Below are 23,766 nucleotides of genomic sequence, written 5' to 3'. Positions count from 1 at the left end.
CTATGAAATTCTTCCTCAAAAAACTTCATTTTTAAATTGAATGATTTATGGAGCATTTTAAATAAATAGAAAAATTGGTTGACTCAACCATATATTCGTATTATAACATATACTATGTATTTAAAATAATGAATATATAGGGCAGCTTTACTCTGCGTAAGATCAATGTGAAGCGATCAATAGAAAGCTTAGGGAGGAGATAACATGATTCGTTTAAGCTACACTCTCAAATGCTGGGCACTTGGCATCACTTTTTTTACAGTGTTCTACTTTATGGTAGTCATGAGTGACCCTGGCTTTAGCAAGTACATTTACATGTTGGCTTTCAGCACTTTGCTATTCCCTATTGCTAAGCGTGCCGTCGATGTTATGACCGATTTTTTCGCACCAGATATTGAATTGTTCAATGGATTGTTACCATCACTTTTAATCAATATTGTGATTTGGATACTTACTCCATTTATCGTCGCATTAACTGTGATTGCCTATATACTTTATAGCATGGGTGTATTGACAGAAAAAATTAGCCATTAAGTACCAATCATTAAGTATCAATTATCAAGTACCAATCATTAAATACTAGTCATTAGATACCAGTCACTAATTATCAAACATTAAACCTCAATAATTTATAGAGAAGGTGGTTCGTAAACTATCTTCTCTAACTATGTTAGCTACTAAAACGACCAATAGCTTTAACTTACGACGGCTAGTTGCTGACTTTTTTGCCGACAAACTGTACTACAGCGCTAAGCCCTTGATGCCGCTTTCCTTCTGATACCATACGCAACTTTTCTATACCCATAACTTCTTTCAGCCCTACAAGCTCATGTTGAAAGTTCTGTAAAGCGCCAAAACGCTCCCTTTGACTGGCAGGTGGTCCACCGACTGCCTCTGTTTCAAGCTGCCGTTCTGTATAAGCTTCGACGATAAATACTCCCTCTGGCTTGAGAGCAGTGCCAACTTGTGCGTGTACATATTGACGTACCGTTTTAGGAACGTGTGCCCAGATAGAAACTATGGCGTCCCATTTATCCTGACCAAATTTGTAATCTGCTAAATCAGCTACTTGGGTGGTAATAGCTACGCCTCTATCTTTGGCCAACTTGTTCGCTTTGTTTAACCCTACTTCGGACATATCCATCGCAGTCACCTTGAAGCCTTGCTCAGCTAAAAATACTGCATTCCTACCCTCGCCCTCTGCTAGACAAAGTACGTGTCCACCTACAGGTATCTGCTCAAATGTCTCTCTCAAAAAATCATTAGGTTCAGTGCCAAATGCGAACTCTGTACCGCTATAGCGTTCATCCCACATTTTAATTGTCCTTTTATTTGAGATTGATATCTAATTTAGTAGGTAACATATGGCATTTAGAACGCTTAGTTATAGAGCCCGTATCTTAAGATCAATGTGTGCTCTATAACATGACGTACCATACAAAACTAAAATTTAGCCTAACTCACCTTGTCCCACATTTTGCTTAGACGCTTGGGCGATACTGCCATACGAGTTTTCATAGGCTGGGCAAACAGTTGAATACGATACTCTTCCACCATCCAACGATACTCACTAATGGCTTCTTTGTCCGCACGTCCTGCTAGCCGCTCCATATGCAAATCAAGCGCGTAGACACCATCAAGGTCGGCGTCGAGGTTGTGCTCCAAACGCTCTAGTCGAATCTGTAACGCTTCAAGATAGCGTGGATACTGTTGCCAATGGCTGTAATCCATCCGATAAACAAAATCAGCCAAATGTAAATCTTCTAACTGATCTTCGATATCATCGATAGACTCACCAAATATCTCACGATCTAACATCAGCAACCCTTGGCGAATACGCTGCCAACGAGTGTAGACATTCTTAAGCGTTTTGATGACGCTTTGACCAGTTAATAAGAAGTTATTGACTACCACTTCGAGCGTCTGAGTATACTCTTCAGAGGTAAACGGTAGCTCCTCGCTCAATCCAACTGCGATGTCATCAGCGCTTTCTGGTAAATTTTCAGAATGATCAAATAAGACGTAGTGCTCTTCGAGAGCCGCGTCTAACGCAGCATCTATAACGATCGTTTTAAGTTTATCCATGTCGCCAAGTGGCGCAAATGCCAGTTTAAATATACTGTCGATTTGGCTCGTTAACTGCTTTTTCTTTGCACCAAGTTTTCCTTTGATTAAAGTCAGCACCCCGATGCGATGTGCTTGAAGTGCTGCATTGACATCAGTGTATTGATGAATCGATACAGCTTCTCCCGCTTCATCAGCGACGAGCGCTGCAAACTGTTTCATCACCACACCTGCACTATGATGATTTTTGCTGAAAGCAAAATGCTCAGGAAACTCAGTATGCACGCCTTGCTGTTCATTTACCGCTTGACTGGTCTCAGATGCATGACGAATCTGTAGGGTTTGCAGATCACGGCCTTTTTCGATGATACGGTTTTTCTCATCGACCACGCAGATTTGTGGCTGCAAATAGCGATCAATCGTAGATGGATTGAAGTTCTCTGGTGTCACCGACATGATACCGCGACGATGCAATGCCTGACATAGCTGTTTCAGCAATCCTTGTCCACCTTTTGGCTGCAACTCATCAAACAAACTGTCTGCAGTATTGGGTATCGGTACGATTTGACGACGTATCTCCTTTGGCAGTGACTTGAGCAGCTGCAATACCAATTCATAGCGCCAACCGGGCACACCCCACAGTAGCTCAATCGCGTCGAGCTGCGGTAATGCGGCAAGCGGTACACGTATGGTCACACCATCATCATCGCTGGCCGGATCAAAGATATAGCGGAGCGGCAGTTTTAAATCGCCCAGCTTCCACACTTCTGGAAAGTCCCCTGTGGTCGGCGCTTGGCTATTAAGCACATCTTCATCGGTGAAGAATAGATGCTTGGCATCATGCTTTTCGACTTCTGCACGCCAATCCTCAAACGCTTTGCGACTGGCAACGTGCTCAGGGATTTTCTTATCATAGAACTGATAGAGAGTCTCTTCATCCACCAATAAATCACGGCGACGCAGCTTGTCCTCGATACGCTCAACATGAGCAATCTTATCCATGTTATGTTGCAAAAATGGTGCATTGCGACCAAAGTTACCCGTCACCAAGCCATCACGAATAAATATCTCTCGTGACTCGACCAGATTGACTTGCTCATAATTAGTCAGCTGCTTACTAATAATAATCAGCCCAAACAGACTAATCTGTGCGTAGGCTTTGACGCGTCCTGTTTTCTTAGACCAATGTGGTTCGAAATAGTGATATTTCAGCAAGTCACCTGCCGCTGAAATAATCCATTCTGGTTCGATTTTGGCAACAGTACGCATAAAGACTTGTGAAGTCTCTACCATCTCAAATGCCATCACCCAAGGTGGTATTTGTTTAAACACCGTACTGGCTGGGAATATCTTGGCCTTTTGCTGACGCGCAGCTAAATACTCACCGCGGCTTTCGGTCTTGTGCGCGATGATAGACAATAAACCCGTTAATAACGCTCTATGCAGATTGGCATATTTGACCGCTTTTAGCTCTTCGTCTTCGATCGCTGTTGGATCATTAACAGCCACATTTTTATCAGCAGCTTTTGATTCATTGACATCAGTTAATTTCAGCTCAGTGACCATCTGTACCAACTGACGATGCGTCTGATGCCATTCACGTACACGCGGGAAGCTTAAATAGTTTTTCTTAGCAAACTGCTTACGCTGATTACCAGACAGTTTATTGCCGTCTTCATCTTTTTCAAACAGCGCCTTCCATAGGCTCAGATAAAACAAAAAGTCAGAGTCGTCTTGACGGAAGACCGCATGCTTTTGATCCGCTTGTGTACGTTTATTGGCAGGACGCTCGCGTGGATCCTGTACAGCAAGCGCGGCCACAACGATCAGCATTTCACGAATACAATCAAAATCAGAACCAGCCACCAGCATACGTGCCAGCCTTGGATCGATTGGCATACGTGCCATTTTCTGACCAGTCGCTGTCAAACGTAGGTGATCAAGCCCTTTTCTCGCTTTTGGCTTGTTAGCTTTGTCTTGAGCAGCAATGTCTTTCTTAGAAGTAATAGCGCCCAATTCATCTAGCAGTTTATGACCATCAGTAACCAATCGGCTATCAGGCGGCTCAATGAATTCAAAGTCATCCACACTACCTAGACGTAGATTGGCCATTTGCAAGATTACTGACGCTAAGTTAGTACGTAAAATCTCAGGCTCAGTAAACTCAGGGCGGCCACTAAAATCTTCTTCACTATAAAGACGAATACAAACACCTGGAGCAACACGCCCACAGCGACCTTTACGCTGATTGGCAGCTGCTTGCGAAATTGCTTCAATCGGTAAACGCTGTACGCGTGAGCGATATGAGTAACGCGAAATCCGCGCAAAACCCAAGTCAATCACATAACGAATACCCGGTACGGTTAATGCGGTCTCAGCAACGTTGGTCGCGATAACAATACGGCGACCTCGACCCGATGGTTGAAAGATACGCTGCTGCTCTTCATAAGTCTGCCGTGCAAACAATGGCAGTACTTCTGTATGGCGAGGGCCATGACGCTCAAGCACTTCCTGCGTCTCACGAATCTCAGCTTCAGTTGCAGCAAATATCAAAATATCAGCCTGATCGGCGTGACCTTTACTCTGCGCGTCGCTAAAGCACTCTTCGACCGCAGCAACCACAGCGCGCGGCAGGTTCTCTTCAAAATCATCGTAGCTGTCATCTTCTGAGCTGTTCACTGGCTCATCTGTCAACGGACGATAACGGACTTCTACTGGAAAGCTACGCCCTTCTACATTAAAAATAGGTGCAGGAACTTGCCGTTTGAGCTTATTGTCATAACGGCTGAAGTATTCACTAAAGCGCTTAGTATCGAGGGTAGCTGACGTAATAATGACTTTTAAATCTGGGCGCTTGGGCAGCATCTTTTTGAGATAACCCATAATAAAATCGATATTTAAGCTACGCTCATGCGCCTCATCGATAATAATCGTATCGTACTTACTCAAAAACCGATCATGACCCAACTCAGCGAGCAGAATACCGTCCGTCATGAGCTTTACAATAGATTGCGCTGTCCCTTGCTCATTAAAGCGAATCTTAAAACTGACCGTATTACCTAATGGCTCACCCAGCTCTTCTGCGATACGGTTTGCCACACTACGAGCAGCCAATCGTCTCGGCTGTGTATGCCCTATCTGCCCTGTAATACCGCGCCCTGCTAGCATTGCAAGCTTAGGCAACTGCGTCGTTTTACCAGAACCCGTCTCACCAGCAACGATAATAACTTGATTATCGATAATCGCTTGTACTAAGTCTTCTGCGCGTTGGCTAACAGGCAGATCCAGATTTAGCTTGGCAGGTAAATCACTTGGAATACTATTGATACGTGCCTGCACAGCTTCTTGAGAACGCATTTTTATTTTCTCGTACTGAGCACGTTTTTTAGCGAGTACATCGTCTGGATTTTTCTTTTGCTCAGAATCATGATTAGATTTTTTATTCTTAGGCACAGCAGCACGTGCCAGCTCACGTTCAAGACGGCTTAAGTAATAGCTATCCTTGGCAAGGACTGGCAAATCAGCCAGTGCTATTGCTGGCTTCTCAGTATCTTGAGTTTCATTTACAGTAGATGTATCTGAATCGCTGTTTTTAAGAATATTGGGCTTAGAAGTATTGGGCATATTTGCTTAGGCTATTTATTATGTAGAATTGGTTAGATTATGGGGGTAATTGGGGTATGATTCAAGTTAGTCGAGTCCTGATTGCTCTCGTAAGCTGTCCATTAGGTTTATTTAATCAAGCGTGTATTGAGTTACTTTTATGGGTGGTGTTCTAAAAAGTATGCTGGCGATAGAAGTCCATAAGAAATCTATGTTAAGTTCTCTGATTCTATAGGGCTTTCAAGGCTTCAAAAATTGTTCAAATTTTAATCAGCATACTTTTTGACACACCACCCTTTTATGAAATTTAGATAAATCTATTATAGCGCCAATTTCTTTAAATTCTTGATGCTTAGATAGCCGACGTACTCTTTGTCTTCTTTAGCATTCAGCTCATCTGTATCACTAATAGGCTCAATCGAAAGCTGAACATTGGAGATAAGATCATTTACGTTATATATGTCATCTATATCTACTGCAAACTTATCATCAATATGAGAAGCTGCATTGAAAGGTGACGTTTTATCTTTAAAAGTAAATTGCTTATAAAAATCACTTTTTTTTGCTTGTTTGATCGCGTCAGCTTGGTTAGGTGCAACGATGAGTAGCTTATAATGGAATTCTTCAAAACTGTCCTGCTGATAGCCACCTAGATTGATAAAGAATAACTTTAAGTCAGTAGCAGCCTTTACTTGCTCACTTGGTTCAATTAATTTGATGGTATAACTACCCACTTTAGTAATTGCTCGATATGAATCAATATGCCATTTATTTTTTACCTCAGGCCAATGCTCATTGATACCTCCTATCAAGCCACTCACTTGACTGGCTGCGCCAAAAAAAATATCGTGTTGCTCAATCAGACGGCCTTTAGGACGGCCACCCAATTGAACCATATATAGTGTTAGCATTTTACGTAATCTCTATTAAATAAAAACCCATAGTTAATCTAAAGGTAATGCTGTCATTGCTAGGATAGAACGTTTTTAAGTACTGTCATACTGGAATCACTCTACCCGTCTTCAATGCAAATGCCCAATCTTCACGTCCGTTTCTTAGAGCCATATTTGCTGCTGCTTCATGGTCATAAGCGACCCTGACATGCTCAGTTTGCCAATGTTTACCTTGTTGAGTCTCAATACATTTGATAAGAGCATAATTAGCATGAGGCGAATAAGTTTGCATCTTATGAATAATAGGCAAATCGTCTTCGTAAGCTGGATAGCCAACGCTACCACTATTCACAATAGTTTGTCCTGACGACAGTACTACTGTACGCGGGATGTGTGTATGACCACATAAGATAACATCATTATCAATACCATCAAGTAACGCCAATATAGTCGCATCATTACGCACTATTGGTTGACCCGTTTCGATATCCTCTAGTAAATATATCATGTCATCGGTCGGCGAACCATGGCAGAGGTATACATCCTCACTGACATGAAAATAAAATGGCAAAGACCGCATCCATTCAATCGCTTTTTTAGAGAGATCTTTGATAATAAAACCCATGGTTGGATTATTAGCAATTTCTGCCGTAGTGGCTTCATAAATCTGCCTATCCTGATTGCCTCTAATGGTAATAATATCATCTCGATTTGCCATTAATAGCTCATAGGTAGCATGAGGTGCTATTGGCCCGTATAAAATATCACCAAGATTGACAATCTGATCAACATCTCGATATCTTATATCGGCAAGCACAGCTTCAAGAGCGTAGATATTACTATGAATATCTGAAATCGCAGCGATGGTTGTTATCTGTTTCTTTTCTAAGTTATCCATTTCCTGACTCACTAATTAAAAACTGCTTTACAACGTCAACGGTTGCTAACGGATCTTCTTCGTGCGGTACATGACCTAAGTTATCAAATATTTTAAGCTGACTATTACGTATATCTCTATGAAATAACGCGGCATTTCCTACAGGAATAAGATCATCTTTTGCACCCCATAAGATCAAAGTCGGCATGTCTAGCTGCTTTATTTGAGCTTGACCGCTCTCATCATCAGTTTCATTTAGGCGACGACTCAAAGCCTGCCGATTACCTTTACGTAGGGTCAATTCATAGTATCTATTAACTAAGGCATCGTTTACTTTGCTATTGTCTGCATACACACTTAAAACGCTTTTCTCAACAACACTTCTGGGTAGGATACGATTTAAAATTGGTGACATCATTGGATATTTAGCAAGTTTAAAACCAATAGGAACATGTTTTGGGGTTGCTGGATAACCAACTGAGTCTACCAATATCAATCGGTTGACACGCTCAGGATACAAAGCGGCGGTGCGCCACGCTACCTTACCTCCTAATGAATTACCAGCTAGCGTGACACGGTCCAGCTTCAAATGATTAAGTACTTCAATGACAAACGCCGCATAATTTTCGCTACTATATTGCGTGTGCTTGCCCACATAAGGACCGGTCAAACCAAACCCTGGCAAATCCATGCTCACGACACAGTATTGATCAGACAGCGCCTTGGTCCAGCCCTCCCATGTATGCAAACTTGCCGATGTACCATGCAATAAAACGATTGTTTCGGGTCGGTTTTTTTCGGCTGCATCGCCACGGTGTGTATGACAATTAGCTGACTGCACTACATGCGCCTGCATACCTTGTATGTCTATAAATTCGCTGTTGGGTAGTTGCCATTGTGTTAACTCAGCGACGGTACGATCAGGTGCCCAATATTTTGCTATAAATACTATTACCACAGCAATTGCGCCTAGTAATATCAGAACAGTTGCTTTTAATAAGTACTGTGTCATGTGATCAAATCCATTTAATAAGATGACGTTAATAATAAACATTCTATACCGCTATCTCGTATGATAAGCGATAAAAAACCCCAACGTTCAATTTGTCTTGAACATTGGGGTTTCATTTATACTAAGCAGATATGACTAGGATTTTAATGACTACTTGATTATATCAAGAAAAAGTACGCCCATAGCCCGATAACGATAGTAGCAATGATGTTTAATATGATACCTGTACGAATCATTTCTGTTTGCTTGATCAAACCTGTACCAAACACAATAGCATTTGGCGGTGTGGCAACTGGCAACATAAACGCACACGATGCACCAATACCGATGACCAATACGAGCACCTCATGTGGCAAACCCATCTGCTCTGCAATAGCGGCAAATACAGGCACTAACAATGCTGCCGAGGCAGTATTGGAAGCAAATTCTGTCAAGAAAATAATAAATGCTGAGACTGCCATCATCACAATGATAAGTGGTGCAGAAGACAGCGCAGTTGCTACAGTTTCCCCTAGTACCAAAGACGCCCCAGATACTTTCAGAATTGTCGATAGCGCAATACCACCACCGAAAAGCATGAGCACACCCCAATCCGTATTGTCTGATACTTGCTTCCAAGACACTAGCCCTAAGCTCACTACTGCTGCCGCTGCTGTTAGTGCAACGATAGCATCAGTATCCGTGATATCTAAAGCTGCTCCGATCTTTTTGGAGAATATCCAGCTCAATGCCGTAACGATAAAGACGATGATAGTGACGATACGTGGCTTGTTCCAAGCAATCGGCGCATCATCAACGAGGACAATAGTACGATTTAGGTTCGGCTTTAGGAACACATACATCGCACCCAACAATAATGGTAACAGTACCAACATCATTGGAATACCAAACTTCATCCAGTCTACAAAGGCAATATCGAGTGCTTTTGCAGCAATGGCATTGGGCGGCGAACCAACAATCGTACCCAAACCACCCAGACTTGCTGAATAAGCAATACCTAATAGTACAAATACAAACGTACCGCGGTCTTTTTCACGATCAACTTGCGTCAAGATACCGAGTGCCAACGGGAGCATCATCGCAGCCGTAGCGGTATTTGATATCCACATCGATAAAAATGCCGTCACACCAAATATCAAAAATACAGCTGTACTCAGTTTGCCACCAGACATCGATAGAATCTTTAGTGCGATCTTTCTGTCTAGCTGCTGCACATGCAATGCTGCTGCCAAAGCAAAACCACCAAAGAACAGATAAATAGTAGGATTGGCAAAGCTTTGCAGACCGATTTCAGCATCGAAGTCTGGTATGCCAACCAAGGCACCGATTACTACGACAAGTAGCGCTGTTATGGTGACGTGCACAGCTTCTGTAAGCCAAAGTACCCCAATAAAAAACAGGACTGCGAGACCTTTATTCGCATTGATGTCGAACGGCAACACATTGTAAATAATCAACGCAATAATCGCGGCAATCGCGACAACGATCAGCCCTTTGCCTGTACCTTTTGGGAAAGTATCAGTAAATAAATATTCATTGCCATCATTAGGAAGATGACTATCTAGCTTTTGCTCTGACATAGAATGTCCTTATTGAATCAAAGACGGTGTAAGAAACCTAAAAATAAAACATAAATGGTTGGTTAGTGTATTTTAATAAATACATTACTACTGAGGTAAATCTAATTATCTGCAGACATCACTTGAGATATATACGTCGAAATTAGTCTTTCTACAACTTATACTAGTAATTCGCAAACTTAGTCATTAATCATGTGATCAGCTTCATTATTAGTGGCATGGTTGATTGCAGCATTAGTTACACATAGTCACTAAACAAGTGTACTCTGTATATGTACAAGACTATGGTCACACTGCATACTAGATAAGTTATATAAAAGCCAAGCGCTACTAAATACGAGCGTCAACAAATAAAGATTTAATTAAAACATCTCTATTAAGAAGTAAATAAAAACACTGGAGTACTTTATGACAGACTCAAATAAAACGGACTCAACGACCAAAATGGCACCAAAAGACATCAATCAAGATGGCCTAGCCAAAGAAGATCAACAACGTACTGACGACTCTATGCTCGATATGATGCAAGGGATGCATGAGCACGAAGATCATAAAGAATAAGACCAAAGCATGTTTTGATAGCTCGCTATTCTACACCTAAATAAACATGCAAAAACCAATACAGTTAATAATAGGCACGATAGGCGTTTATCACTATGATAAGCGCCTATCTTTTTTTGGTTCTCTCACCTCTGGCAGATGATCTGAGACATAGTTGTATACAAATGCTGCTGTCGATACAATGGCGATGGGAACAAACAAAGCATCATAGCTGACTTTTGCAAACAAGAAAGCGCCTACTGCGCTACCACCGCAGAAACAATACCAGATAATGGCTTGAAACCCTAAGGTTGGCTTACTAATAGAACGACCCGCAAGCCAGTTACCGATTGCTGCACCCATGTCTGATGTTAGCCCTGTTAAGTGAGTGGTACGAATGACCGCCCCACTATAAGTTGCGACCATCGCATTTTGCAGTCCACATGCCATTGCTGCTGCTAATTGCCCTAAGTAGTCATGCTGCTGATACAACCAATAGCTAACCAACAGTAGTGCTGCTTCTAGATATAGCGCTCGTCCATAGCGACGGCCGAGTTTCAATGATGTCTGCCCAATGACAAAGCCGCTTAGTATAGCCCCTGCCAAAAAGGACAGCAACAAGGTACCAATATATAAAATACTACGCGCGTCTGAATGAGCGATAGCCGCTGCAAACAAGCTTACATTGCCCGTTACGTGCGACACTGATAAATTGGCAAATCCCATTAACGCCGTCGTATTCACACAACCAGCACTAAATGCCAATACTGCCCCGCCCCATAGTATCCACTTTGGTAACTTGGTTATCATATCCCTCGCTCAAAAGCACTTAACTAAAAGTGCACACTGCTAAAAAAAGCACGTAGCCAAAAAGACTCATAGTATAACTAGAAAAGACAGCCAATTGGCTGTCTTTTCTATTATTACACGAATCATCTATAACAATTACTGTGCTGGTTCATCAAGCATCATCAACTGCTCACTGATAGCAACTGTATTAAAGCCTGCATCTACGAACATAATCTCACCTGTGATACCAGATGCCCAAGGCGACAATAGGAACAATGCGGCGTTGCCTACTTCTGTCTGTGTGATGTTGCGTTGTAATGGCGCAATTTTTTCGCTGATATCGAGCATTTTGCGGAAAGACTTAATGCCACTAGCCGCTAGCGTGCGGATAGGACCTGCAGATATCGCATTAACACGGATACCTTCACCGCCCATAGACGTTGCTAAATAACGAACACTGGCTTCTAAACTGGCTTTTGCCATACCCATGACATTATAGTTTGGCAATACTGAAATGCTGCCTTCGTAGGTCAATGTCAACATAGAACCATGGCGCATCGCTAGTAACTCACGAGCTGCTTTTGCCAATGCAACAAAGCTATAGCTAGAGATGTCATGCGCAATGTGACTGCCTTCACGAGTCGTGGCATTGACAAAATCGCCATCCAACTGATCCATCGGTGCAAATCCAATAGCATGTACCACACCATCGATACCGTCACCCCAATGAGCAGTCACTTGCTCAAAGCACGCAGCAATTGACTCATCAGAAGCTACGTCACATTCTAGAACCAAATCTGCTTCGAATTTTTCAGCGGCCATATCGACGCGTTTTTTGATTTTGTCATTCGGGTAAGTCAGGATTAGTGAGGCCCCTTCGCGGTGCAGCGCTTCTGCGATAGCCCAAGCGATAGAGAGTTTACTTGCGATGCCAGTTACGACAAATCGTTGTCCTTGCAGTAGCATAAGATTTCCTTTTGAATCAATCGAGATGATTTAGAATAAGAATTTATTTAGAGTAATTAGAAGATTGAGACTACTAGGGCGTGTCTTCAATTCACTCGATAGTCATCTAAATGGGCTAAAAATGGCTAAATCTTGCCAAACATCATCAAATAGCTGGTTAATACCCTGATATTATCTGCGCTATTTTCTTTGTTTAACGGCAATTTATCTCATTTTTATCACCATTTTTGAAATGAAGACACGCCCTAAATAGTACAAATGAAAAGATGAGTTATTATACACGAATTAATTTAAGTAAACAGTCGTAAACTGTATTTGGTGCTTGTTATTGGATTGACTGATACAAACAACTAATAACGTCAAAATGACTAATAGCAGTTTATCACCTGAAGTAGTATCGACAGTGAGAGTTTTTCGTGAGTTATTAGATTGCATTTTAGCATCAACGCTTCACGATAAAATACTCAGACTATAGTAGTTTGCTTATTTTATGAAAAAACCGCACTTCGAATATTAACACTATAACCGTTCAGACTGAGTACCAAGCACCCCTTTATTGATTAAAGACTCAACTGCTAGCCACAGCAGTATGAAGTTCAGCAGATTTCGAGTATAATCACAGCCCTTCCCAGCTTGCACAATTTTTATAAGAATCCTCACATGATAGGATTCAACGTTAAGCTACACCCACATTTTGGATGGCTGCCAAACTTATGAGTAACACCCCCATCATAACCCCAGATTATAAAGAAAGTACCGAATCTTATCGCCAACTGATTGCTTCAACTGGCGAAGACTTAGATCGTCCGGGTTTGCTAGATACGCCTGTACGTGCTGCAAAGGCCTTTGCCCATCTGACTCAAGGCTATCATCAAAGCATAGAAGAAGTGGTCAATGATGCTGTGTTTCCATCAGCCAATCGCGAGCTGGTACTGGTACAGAACATTGAGTTTTATTCACTGTGTGAACATCATATGCTACCGTTCCATGGTGTCGCTCATATCGGCTACTTACCTGACGGCCAAGTACTGGGACTGTCAAAATTTGCCCGTATCGTCGATATGTTTGCCCGTCGTTTACAAATACAAGAAAACCTAAGTGAGCAGATTGCACAGACTATCATGGATGTTACTGGCTGCCGCGGTGTAGCAGTCGTCATGGATGCATCGCATATGTGTATGATGATGCGCGGTGTTAGCAAACAACATTCAACCACGCGTAGTACCGCGATGCTTGGTGAATATCAACACGACAATCAAGCCCGTAATGAATTTTTGGGTGCGGTACCTAAACGTCAACCAGCGTTTTAAGTCGCTGTTAATTGATTAGGCTGTTGTGAATAACAACCAAATAAAAAGGACGCATATGATGCGTCCTTTTTATTTGGTTGAGTGATAGGAAATAGCACTAACCAACTGGTTTTACATCATCTACCCAATCGCCATAACCAGCAGCTTCCATATCTGCAAGCGGAATAAAGCGGAGAGCTGCTGAGTTCATGCAATAGCGCTTGCCTGTCGGTGCTGGACCATCATCAAATACATGGCCCACGTGTGAGTCCGCGTAACGGCTACGAATTTCAGTACGGGTTCCAAATATTCCTCGATCTGGCTTTTCAACCACTAAGCTCGTATCCAATGGACGAGTAAAGCTCGGCCAGCCTGTACCAGATTTATATTTATCACGCGAAGAATACAGTGGCTCACCAGATACGACGTCTACATATAATCCAGGCTCTTTGTTATCCCAGTACTCATTATCAAAGGCACGCTCAGTACCTTCTTTTTGAGTGACTTTGTACTGAATATCACTAAGGGACTTCTTTAGCGCATCTTGTGAAGGTTTTACAAATGTATCTGGGTTAAAACCTTTGCTTACTTTGCTATCTGATATGTTATTTAATGTCACTTGCTGTGTGCTATCTGCTTTGGGCGTAAACTTACTAAAATCAAGCTCGTATTTTTTACCATAAACACTCTCGATAAACTGATAGCGACCAGAATTGAAGGTATAAGCTTTATAGCGTATTGGGTTCTTTTTATAATAATCCTGATGATACTCTTCAGCAGGATAAAAGGTACTAGCAGGAACAATCTCAATTACTACTGGCTTGTCATACACACCAGAGGCTTGTAGTGATTGCTTGGCCGCTTCTGCGATTTGCTTTTCTTGCGCATTGTTGTAAAAAATAGCGGGACGATACTGTGTGCCGCGATCAACATACTGCCCTTTATCATCAGTAGGATCAGCAATTCTCCATAACGCTTGTACTATGCCGTTGTAAGTAATCTTCTTAGGATCATAATACACCTGCGCCGCTTCTGTATGCCCAGTACCACCTGCTGACACCTGCTTGTAGGTTGGGTTTTCAGCGGTGCCACCCGTATAGCCAGATACGACTTCTACCACACCAGGGATTTTTTCATAACCTGCTTCAACACACCAAAAACACCCACCCGCTACAGTGGCTACTGCCAATCCTGGTGTAGTCGGTGCATATGGGTTAGCGGCAGTTGTGTTCTTTACAATAGAGCTGTTCTCAGTTGATGCGCAACCTGCGTAAATCGCACTACTCGCTATGATAACTAACCCTATAATTCTAGATGGTAATATGCGGTTCATGAAAATCTCCTAAGCGTAATGTCCTTTACATATCCTAACGCTTTTGTATCACTAAAACATTCCTATACTGTTATATATTTACAGTTTATTAAGATATTTTTTATCAACTGAGTTTAGGGCGTGTCCTCAATTCAATCGATAGTCATCTAAATGGGTTAAAAATGGCTAAATCTTGCCAAACGGTGTCAAATAGCTGACTAATATCTCGATATTATCTGCGCTATTTTCCTTGTTTGACTGCAATTTATCTTATTTTTATCACCATTTTTAAAATGAGGACACGCCCTAATCACAAGATAAATTAAACGGTTGTTTGATAACGATTATATATTTTAGTATGAGTTAACTATAGAAATAAGACGAAAGCTTTGTTATCTCAATGCATTAAAAAAGCCCATTCTTAAAAAAGTAATGGGCTTTTATTTATCGTAAGGTTATCAATGTAAGCATAGGATTATGAAGATTTTTAGCTATCTTTGTCAGCACGTTCATCACTAGCCTGCTTAATCTTCGTTAGAATTTCCTTGATTTCAGCGGCTGATAGATAAGTTGGCACGGCATAAGTATCGCTGACCTCTTTTGCTGCTGCCTTTGCGATATCATTAAAGTCGCTAGTTTGCATACCATTGACAGTTGGATCAATATTTAGATCTGCAATCAAGTTTCTAACTTGCGTGATAAGGTGATCTGCTATCTCACTATCACCATTGGCTGCTTGACCATCCTGTACCATACCGGTTCTTTTAGCCAATGCAGCCAGTCTTTTTTTGCTCGCTTTACGATTGACGTCAAGCACATAAGGCAACACGATGGCATTGGCACGACCATGAGGAATACTATAGTAAGCGCCTAACTGATGCGCGATAGCATGCACATAGCCCAGACCTGCTTTATTAAAGGCGATTCCGCCATAATGAGCGGCGATACCCATCTCTTCTCTTGCTTTTAGATTACCACCGTCTTTATAAGCCAGTGGTAGGTAATGCATAACAGATTTTACGGCAGAGGCTGCATAGTAATCTGTCTCTACGCTAGCATTGGCACTCATCCATGCTTCTAAGGCATGGGTCAATACATCAATGCCAGTATCTGCTGTTATATGGGCTGGCATGCCTTTCATAATAACTGGGTCAATCGCAGCGGCTAGTGGTACCATTCTTGGGTCGATAGACAATGCTTTTTGATGCGTTTTGTCATCAGACACTACTGCACCAAGTGTCGCTTCTGAACCCGTGCCAGCTGTCGTTGGTACGCAGTATAGCGGCGTTGCAGGCTTTCTTGCTTTAAGAATACCGATTAGCTGCTTTGGCTTGCACTTATTGCCTTGAGACATTGCTATCATTTTGGCCGCATCGATCACTGAGCCGCCACCAATGGCTACGATAGAGTCACAATTGGCCTCTATAGACTGACGTAGTCCTTCTTCAACTACTTTAAAAGTAGGATCTGGCGTAACACCGTCATAGATGTGGTAACTGATATTTTTCGCATCTAGATAATCGGTAACTTTTGCTGGTATGCCCAGTTTGTTGAGCACTGCATCCGTGACAATAAACACATTGGTATTGCCTTCATTGATAAGCATATCGCATAGCTCGTCACAGGCAGTCTCGCCAACGAATAACATCGGTCTTCTGATAGGTATCACATAAGATACTGCTTTTAATACCTTTGCCCGAGTCTTAGCCACAGCCAAATAACCAGCATGCTGCAAACTGTTGTTCTTTACCAATTTAGTAATACTGTTTTGTGTTTTCATGAGCACAAAAATCCTTTTTAATGATGATTTTAACTGCAATAAAGACCGTTTTGGGCAGCCAGTTAAATATTACTAATTTACGAGCGCCAGAATGTATAAAGATACGCATCACAGCATTATAAAATGGGCAGCTCTCTAAAATTATTGTACCACTGCTCTTTTCAATATGTCGCTATTATTATGAACTGCAATGTGTCAATTTTATACCAAGCCGCTTATTTTAGTCGCTTAATTTGATTGATCAATCTAAGTGGCTACAGTAAGTCGTTTAAACTAGTCAGTACTTGCCTTTAACAGTTGCTGAGTATAAATATGTTGTGGGTGATTAAAGAGATCTTCGGTACGTCCAGATTCTACGCAAGTGCCTTGTTTTAACACCATAATATGCTGACACAGTGCACGTACTACCTTGAGATCATGACTGATAAAGACATAGCTGACTTGCAGTCTTTCTTGGATTTCACGTAATAAACTAACTACTGTTACCTGTGTGGTACTATCGAGCGCAGAAGTAGGCTCATCCAATATAAGTAGACTGGGTTTCATAATAAGTGCGCGCGCCAGTGCCACGCGTTGACGCTGACCACCTGACAGCTCATGCGGATAACGCTGCGCAAATGCTAAAGGCAAATGTACCGTAGCAAGACTATCTAGCACCGCTTGCTGACGGGCAACTTTTTCCACGTCTTGTACCAGCAATCCTTCTTCCACGATTTGCATGACCGTCATACGCGGATTAATACTGGCAAATGGATCTTGAAATACCATCTGTATCTGCGAGCGGAAGTTACGTAGCGCTTTTTTGGACAATGCTGAGATATCTTGATCATTGACCACTATCTGCCCATTCACACCTGCTTGGTTGCTCAGTAGTTGACTAAGCGCCAGTGCAATGGTGGTTTTGCCAGAGCCAGATTCTCCAACGATACCCAATGCCTGACCTTTTTGCAGTGTCATATCGACACCTTTGACCGCATCGAACCAGCGCTTGGTACCACCAAACAGACCTTTTTCAATTGGGAACTTTATATTAAGACGCTTCACTTCTAATACGCTTGATTGTTTATCTGCGTTATCGTCTTTTATGGTTAATGCTTGCCCAAAGTCTTGCTTGATAAGTGTGCGAGTATAATCGGCCTTAGGCTGATCAAATATCGAAGATGTTTTACCCTGTTCAATCGTTTGACCTTGGCTCATAACGATGACCTCATCACTATAGCGCTTGACCAGATTAAGATCATGACTGATTAATATCATCGCCATATTGTGCTTGCGTTTGAGCTCATCTAGTAGCGCCAAAATCTCATGCTGCAAGGTAACATCGAGCGCAGTCGTTGGCTCATCAGCAATTAAAATATCAGGCTGCTGAGCCAATGCCATCGCAATCATTACTCGCTGACGCTGACCGCCTGATAACTCATGTGGGTAACGGTTCAACTTGTCAGCAGGATCTGTAATATTGACATCATTTAGCAAAGCAATGCTGGTTTCTTGCCATTGCTTCTTAGGCACGCCAACTAGACGCAACGATTCAGCGATTTGTTTGGCGACCGTATGCAACGGATTTAGTGCGGTCATTGGTTCTTGAAATACCATACCGATACGCTGTCCACGAATAGCACGTAATGCGGCATTACGCGCCTTATCATTCGCTATGGACAAGGTCGACATGCCTGTTGTACTTGCAAGCCGCACCTCACCAGTAACGGTGAGGCTATCTGGTAACAGCCCTAGTAGCGCAAGACTGGCAATTGACTTGCCAGAGCCTGACTCACCAACGATGGCCAAGGTTTGCCCTTGTCTTAACTCATAAGACAGCGCATCGACCAACTGGATGCCTGTAGTCGTCGTGATAGTTAATCTATCTACAGTTAGCATGAGCTTATCTTGTGCACGATGAAGACTTTCATTTGGCGCATTGCTGTGCTTAGTGGCGACAATATTTTTAGTCATATTAAGAACGCCTCGGATCAAATGCATCACGCAGCGCTTCGCCGACGAAGATGAGCAATGACAAAATAAAGGTCAAACTAAAGAATCCTGACAAGGCAAGCCATGGTGCATCAAGGTTGTTCTTCCCTTGTACCATTAGCTCACCAAGAGACGGCGAACCAGGTGGCAATCCATATCCCAAGAAATCCAGCGCAGTCAAAGCGATAATATTGGCCGTTAGAATAAATGGCAACTGCGACAAACTAGAAGCTAACGCATTGGGTAAGATATGTCTGAGCATGATTTGGCTGTCCGAAACACCTAAATTGCGTGCAGCTCGCACATAGTCAAAGTTACGGGCTCGCAAAAACTCTGCCCGTACCAAACCAACCAAACCCATCCAACCGAACAACAGCATCATGGCAAACAGCATAATAATGCTGGGACTAAACAGACTGACCAAAATAATAATCATAAACAGCTGAGGCATACCGCCCCATACTTCCATAAATCGCTGCCCTGCCAGATCTACCCAGCCGCCATAATAGCCTTGTACCGCACCGACGATAATCCCAATCAGTGCGCCTGCAAGGGTCAAGGCCAGACCAAACAGTAACGACACTCGCATTCCATAAAGTATCCGTGCCAGCACATCACGCCCCATATCATCAGTGCCAAGCCAGTTCTGGGCATTGGGCGCTGCTGGATAAGGTAGACCAAGCTCGACATTCGGTGTCTGGTCGGCAAACGGAATAAGCGGCATTAGATAAAAACCTTGCTCATCAATCAGCGACTGCACTGCAGGGTCTTTATAATTGGTTTCGGTCTCAAATACACCGCCAAACGTCGTTTCAGGATAAGCTTTTAATACTGGAAAGTAATAATCGCCTTGATATTGAACCAGTAAAGGTTTGTCATTGGCAATGACATTAGCCGCCATGCAGATGACAAATATCACTGCGAAAACAAACAGCGATATCACTCCAAGTCGATTTTGGCGAAAGCGATTTAAACGCGCTTGCCATATAGGGTTCAATCGTTGCTTTTTTGTGGTAGATAGCTGCTCAAGCATTGGCGCTTTATCTGGTTCGCTATTAATAGGACTGCTCTTTGATGAAGGTTGATTATTTGACATTAGCGCCCCTCAAAATCAATACGAGGATCGATTAAGTGATAGCTCAAATCACTGATTAATTGCAGTAGCAGCCCCACTAAGGTAAAGATAAATAGTGTGCCAAATATCACTGGATAATCACGTTGTTGAATGGCTTCAAAACCTAGCAAACCGAGGCCATCAAGTTTAAAAATAATTTCAATCAAGAAGTTACCCGCAAAGAAGATACCAACGATAGCGGCTGGAATACCTGCAATGATAATCAACATTGCATTGCGAAACACATGTCCGTATAGTACTTGACGCTCACCTAAGCCTTTAGCACGAGCAGTGAGTACATACTGTTTGCCCAGCTCCTCTAAAAAGCTGAATTTGGTCAGATAGGTCAAACCTGCAAAACCGCCTACAGTACTTGCCAGCAGCGGTAACGCCAAATGCCAAAAATAATCTTTTACTTTACCAAGCGCGCTTAGCTGATCAAAATTTTCGGACGTCAGTCCCTGTAATGGAAAGATATTCCAATAGCTGCCACCTGCAAAGAAAACCAGTAAAATCACTGCGAAGACAAACACAGGTATTGCATGTCCGATCGCTAGCAGCATAGCAGTGGCTTTATCAATGCCTGAGCCATGATGCATCGCTTTATAGACGCCTAGCGGAATAGCGATCATATAGATGAGCAACGTACTCCACAGCCCAAGCGATATCGAGACTGGCAGCTTCTCTATGATAAGATCGGTCACCGACTGCCCTTTAAAAAACGACTCACCAAAATCTAGCTGAGCGTAGTTCTTTAGCATGAGCCAAAATCGCTCTGGAGCGGATTTATCAAAGCCATATTGAGCATTGATCGCAGCGACCATCTCCTCAGAGAGACCACGCGTGCCTTGATAAGTACTGTCGTTGCCACCTGCACTGCCCGCACCAATATTACCGCCAAGCGCATTATCTTTTGCGCCCTGCTCAATAAGTGCCAGCTGCTGCTCAACAGGCCCGCCCGGTGCCGCCTGTACGATCACAAAATTGGCAAGCAATATCAAAAATAGTGTCGGCAATATCAGTAGTAGTCTTTTTAAGATATAACGACCCATAATGGCGACTTCCTAAATAAAGAGAGATAGCAATGACGTTCAGCAGCGAATTGTGGTGTATTAAATAGGTGCTTAAAAGCAAACTATTTGTTAAAAACTTACTTTAAAAGTTGTTTTTCAGCTCACGTAACGCTGCAAATACCGTTAACGACTTCTCATCATCGATAGGCATTTTGGATTTAACTCCTGCGATTACACTCGGCTCTTGTGTACGTAAAAACACATTTACCGTGCGCTCATGCTCTAGTGTCACTGGTAGCGTTGCCATGCCTTGTTCAGTTTGTACCTCTGCTCGTGCTAAGGCTTGCTGCATCGATTCATTGTCAGGTTCAATAGATAGACCAAAACGTAGGTTACTGGCCGTATATTCATGCGCCGGATACAGTAGCGCCTCATGAGGCAAGCCGTTCAAACGCTTAAAGCTCTCATGCAGTTGCTCAATCGTACCAGTAAACACACGTCCACAACCTGCACTAAACAACGTATCACCGCAGAAACAATGCTTTTGCCCATCGATATCCAAAATATAGGCCATATGGCTAGCGGTATGCCCTGATACATCCCAGACTTGCGCAGAGCAGCCCCATGCGCTCACCGTGCTACCGTCTTTGATAGTTTGATCTTCATCGACGCCATGCTCACTATGCGCAACCAGATGAGTCATCGGATACGATTCCTGCAACTCTGCGACGCCGCCGATATGATCATGATGATGGTGAGTCGTCCAAATCGATGTTAGTTCGAACTCATGCGTCTCTAGATAATCAATGACCGGCTGGGCTTGACCTGGATCAATGACAATCGCCTGCTTATTATTTTCATTAATCAATGTCCAGATATAGTTATCGCTAAATGCTTTGATTGGGTGAATACGAATACTCATATTAAATCCTTACCGGTAGTTATTTTTGTTACGTGTTATTTTAAATTATTTAATTTAACTGTTATTTGATAGCAATAGCATATATTTAATAAAACAACATATAGGCTCAGCTGTCCGTTGTTATCGGGTCAAGCTTTATAGTAAATACTGTTTATTGTTTTAAATATTTATTGATACGCCCTTCTGCCTCTTTATCCACCCACCAGTAATCGATACCAACAGCATTGGTCGGTAGTTTTTCAGTATGGCGATACTGATCCCAATAGGCGACATTGGTGCCAGATTTTCCGTATAGCGGTACGACATAATGCCCTGCGCGCAACAACCGATCTAGCACCTGCGTATACAGTACAATTTCGTCACGATTTTTAGCATTACCAAGGGCAGCAACGACTTTATCGACAGCTGCATTCTTGATACCAGCACTGTTATGATTACCCGGCTCGTCAGCAGCAGCGCTACCCCAAAATGCCGCTTGCTCAGCACCAGGAGATAGACTTTGGGCAAACACGTCCACGACCATATCATAATCAAAACGGCGCATACGCTCATAATATTGCGGCCCATCGACTTGACGCAAAGTAGCATCAAATCCCAAGCGTTTTAGATTGAGAATATAAGGTAACAATACACGGCCCATGGTCTCGCCTGTCATCAAAATCTCAATCTGAGCAAGCGATCCATCAGGTTGATATAATTTCATATCCTCGTAATAAAACCCAGCCTCTAACAACAGCTTACGCGCCTCTAATAGCCCTTGACGATTAAAACCATTACCATCGCTGGTGGGTAGCTGCCATTCTGCTAATGTTGCTTTGCGCTGAATCGGTTCGAGCTCAGACAATAACGGTGTCAATACCTGCATCTCTGCATCAGATGGCGTACCCTTTGCTGCAAGCTCTGAGCCATGGAAGAAGCTCTGCAAACGCTCGTACTGCCCATGAAATAGGGTTTTATTCATCCATTCAAAATCATAAGCAGCTGTCAGTGCTTGGCGAACTTTAATATCTTGAAAGATTGGGCGACGCAAATTCATCACCAACGCTTGCATCGGTACTGGATTTTGACTGGTTATCGTCTCTTTTTGGATAAGCCCTGCTTTTACGGCAGGGAAATTATACCCAGTTACCCAGTTCGATGCTTTATTTTCGGGGCGAAAACGGTATTGACCAGATTTAAAACCCTCAAAGGCAATCTCATCACTTTGATAATAAACAAACTTGATCATATCAAAGTTGTAGCGGCCACGATTGACCATCAAATCACGACCCCAATAATTGGGATCACGTATATAACTTACCGAACGCCCAGCATCGACGCGTCCCAACTTATAAGGACCACTACCCATCAATGGTGACAGACTGATTTTCTCAAAATCGGCATCAATGGAAGACTTGGCAAATATAGGGAACTGGCCAACAGTCAGTAAAATCTCTTTGTTTTCAGCAGAGGCAAAGACAAACTTTACTTGTTGATCATTAATAATTTGAATGTCTTTGATATCGCTAAGATAACTGCGAATATACATGGGGCCTTTGTTCAATATCGCCTCAAAAGTCGCTTTTACATCGCGACTGGTCACACCCGACCCATCCCAAAAACGAGCATTAGGATTGAGATGATAGATAATCCAGCTGGTATCATCTGGATCATATGTCACTTTACTTGCCAGCTGTGGATACATGGTAAATGCTTCATTTAATGAGCCAGTCATCAAAGTATCATACAGATAGTCTGTGCCAATCATCGCGACGCCTGTGGTCATCCATTTATTGGCGCTATTAAACGTACCGCGAGCATCTAGAGAGAGCGTGCCCCCTGATGGCGCTTTTGGATTGGCATAGGGCATGTATGGCGCGCTGATATACTCAGTAGAGCTATTGTGACCAAGCGCGGTCGTCGTGATAGGTGCAGCGATACTGCTCGGTATCAAACTGACGGTGATGGTTAGCAATACAGCTTTTAACAGGGCGTTTTTTATTATCATGACGTTATAATAAACCTCTATGCTAACCAATATAAATATCAAAACGTAAAGCCT

18 protein-coding genes are annotated in these 23,766 nt (G+C 42.7%); 3 read left to right on the top strand and 15 right to left on the bottom strand.

Annotated features, from left to right (window positions below):
- Positions 1-204 precede the first annotated feature (204 nt).
- On the top strand, positions 205-534 hold the full coding sequence (locus CXF69_RS08230; RefSeq protein WP_101205009.1) for a hypothetical protein: 330 nt from the start codon (positions 205-207) through the stop codon (positions 532-534).
- A 175-nt stretch (positions 535-709) separates the two neighbouring features.
- Here the strand turns inward: CXF69_RS08230 and CXF69_RS08225 are convergent, their stop codons facing one another.
- The 6 genes from CXF69_RS08225 to CXF69_RS08200 form a co-directional block, all read right to left on the bottom strand.
- Positions 710-1,315: a class I SAM-dependent methyltransferase gene (locus CXF69_RS08225; RefSeq protein WP_101205008.1), complete on the bottom strand. Its 606-nt coding sequence runs from the start codon at positions 1,313-1,315 to the stop codon at positions 710-712.
- A 140-nt stretch (positions 1,316-1,455) separates the two neighbouring features.
- A complete protein-coding gene (gene hrpA / locus CXF69_RS08220) occupies positions 1,456-5,688 on the bottom strand; it encodes an ATP-dependent RNA helicase HrpA (protein WP_228706758.1) in 4,233 nt (1,410 codons plus the stop codon).
- 299 nt (positions 5,689-5,987) lie between these two features.
- The gene (locus CXF69_RS08215) at positions 5,988-6,578 is read right to left on the bottom strand and encodes a DUF1543 domain-containing protein (protein WP_102078400.1); all 591 of its coding nucleotides are present in this window, start codon (positions 6,576-6,578) and stop codon (positions 5,988-5,990) included.
- 85 nt (positions 6,579-6,663) lie between these two features.
- The gene (locus CXF69_RS08210; protein ID WP_102078401.1) at positions 6,664-7,458 is read right to left on the bottom strand and encodes a metallophosphoesterase family protein; all 795 of its coding nucleotides are present in this window, start codon (positions 7,456-7,458) and stop codon (positions 6,664-6,666) included.
- Positions 7,451-8,449 (bottom strand): alpha/beta fold hydrolase, encoded by a 999-nt coding sequence (locus tag CXF69_RS08205; RefSeq protein ID WP_102078406.1) that lies wholly within the window; start codon positions 8,447-8,449, stop codon positions 7,451-7,453. The genes CXF69_RS08210 and CXF69_RS08205 overlap by 8 nt, the downstream gene beginning before the upstream one ends.
- A 158-nt stretch (positions 8,450-8,607) precedes the next feature.
- Positions 8,608-10,029, bottom strand: a complete 1,422-nt coding sequence (locus CXF69_RS08200; protein WP_101205005.1) for an SLC13 family permease — start codon at positions 10,027-10,029, stop codon at positions 8,608-8,610.
- A gap of 408 nt (positions 10,030-10,437) precedes the next feature.
- On the opposite strand from CXF69_RS08200, the gene CXF69_RS14340 reads away from it, so the two are divergent.
- Positions 10,438-10,590 (top strand): hypothetical protein, encoded by a 153-nt coding sequence (locus CXF69_RS14340; protein ID WP_166739249.1) that lies wholly within the window; start codon positions 10,438-10,440, stop codon positions 10,588-10,590.
- A gap of 93 nt (positions 10,591-10,683) precedes the next feature.
- On the opposite strand, the gene CXF69_RS08195 is transcribed toward CXF69_RS14340, so the two are convergent.
- Together CXF69_RS08195 and CXF69_RS08190 are read right to left on the bottom strand one after the other, a co-directional pair.
- Entirely contained in the window at positions 10,684-11,379 is a 696-nt protein-coding gene (locus CXF69_RS08195) for a YoaK family protein (RefSeq protein WP_057760330.1), read from the bottom strand.
- Positions 11,380-11,514: 135 nt separating this feature from the next.
- Positions 11,515-12,324 carry an enoyl-ACP reductase FabI gene (locus CXF69_RS08190; RefSeq protein ID WP_101205004.1) on the bottom strand — a complete coding sequence of 270 codons (810 nt, stop codon included), beginning with the start codon at positions 12,322-12,324 and terminating at the stop codon, positions 11,515-11,517.
- A gap of 713 nt (positions 12,325-13,037) precedes the next feature.
- On the opposite strand from CXF69_RS08190, the gene folE reads away from it, so the two are divergent.
- Positions 13,038-13,634 carry a GTP cyclohydrolase I FolE gene (folE, locus tag CXF69_RS08185; protein ID WP_227522907.1) on the top strand — a complete coding sequence of 199 codons (597 nt, stop codon included), beginning with the start codon at positions 13,038-13,040 and terminating at the stop codon, positions 13,632-13,634.
- 97 nt (positions 13,635-13,731) lie between these two features.
- Here the strand turns inward: folE and msrB are convergent, their stop codons facing one another.
- The 7 genes from msrB to CXF69_RS08150 form a co-directional block, all read right to left on the bottom strand.
- The gene (gene msrB, locus CXF69_RS08180) at positions 13,732-14,946 is read right to left on the bottom strand and encodes a peptide-methionine (R)-S-oxide reductase MsrB (RefSeq protein ID WP_101205002.1); all 1,215 of its coding nucleotides are present in this window, start codon (positions 14,944-14,946) and stop codon (positions 13,732-13,734) included.
- Positions 14,947-15,412: 466 nt separating this feature from the next.
- Positions 15,413-16,705 (bottom strand): iron-containing alcohol dehydrogenase, encoded by a 1,293-nt coding sequence (locus CXF69_RS08175; protein WP_101205001.1) that lies wholly within the window; start codon positions 16,703-16,705, stop codon positions 15,413-15,415.
- A gap of 273 nt (positions 16,706-16,978) precedes the next feature.
- Positions 16,979-18,658, bottom strand: a complete 1,680-nt coding sequence (locus tag CXF69_RS08170) for an ABC transporter ATP-binding protein (RefSeq protein WP_227522906.1) — start codon at positions 18,656-18,658, stop codon at positions 16,979-16,981.
- A gap of 1 nt (position 18,659) precedes the next feature.
- A complete protein-coding gene (locus CXF69_RS08165) occupies positions 18,660-19,709 on the bottom strand; it encodes an ABC transporter permease (RefSeq protein ID WP_101205011.1) in 1,050 nt (349 codons plus the stop codon).
- Positions 19,710-19,771: 62 nt separating this feature from the next.
- On the bottom strand, positions 19,772-20,842 hold the full coding sequence (gene yejB / locus CXF69_RS08160) for a microcin C ABC transporter permease YejB (RefSeq protein ID WP_057760341.1): 1,071 nt from the start codon (positions 20,840-20,842) through the stop codon (positions 19,772-19,774).
- Positions 20,843-20,945: 103 nt separating this feature from the next.
- The gene (gene gloB / locus CXF69_RS08155) at positions 20,946-21,725 is read right to left on the bottom strand and encodes a hydroxyacylglutathione hydrolase (RefSeq protein WP_102078402.1); all 780 of its coding nucleotides are present in this window, start codon (positions 21,723-21,725) and stop codon (positions 20,946-20,948) included.
- A 151-nt stretch (positions 21,726-21,876) separates the two neighbouring features.
- Positions 21,877-23,709: an extracellular solute-binding protein gene (locus tag CXF69_RS08150; RefSeq protein WP_102078407.1), complete on the bottom strand. Its 1,833-nt coding sequence runs from the start codon at positions 23,707-23,709 to the stop codon at positions 21,877-21,879.
- Positions 23,710-23,766 lie beyond the last annotated feature (57 nt).

The sequence above is a fragment of the Psychrobacter sp. Choline-02u-9 genome (assembly GCF_002836505.1).
Taxonomy (GTDB): Bacteria; Pseudomonadota; Gammaproteobacteria; order Pseudomonadales; family Moraxellaceae; genus Psychrobacter.
This window is presented reverse-complemented; position numbering and strand designations above follow the sequence as displayed.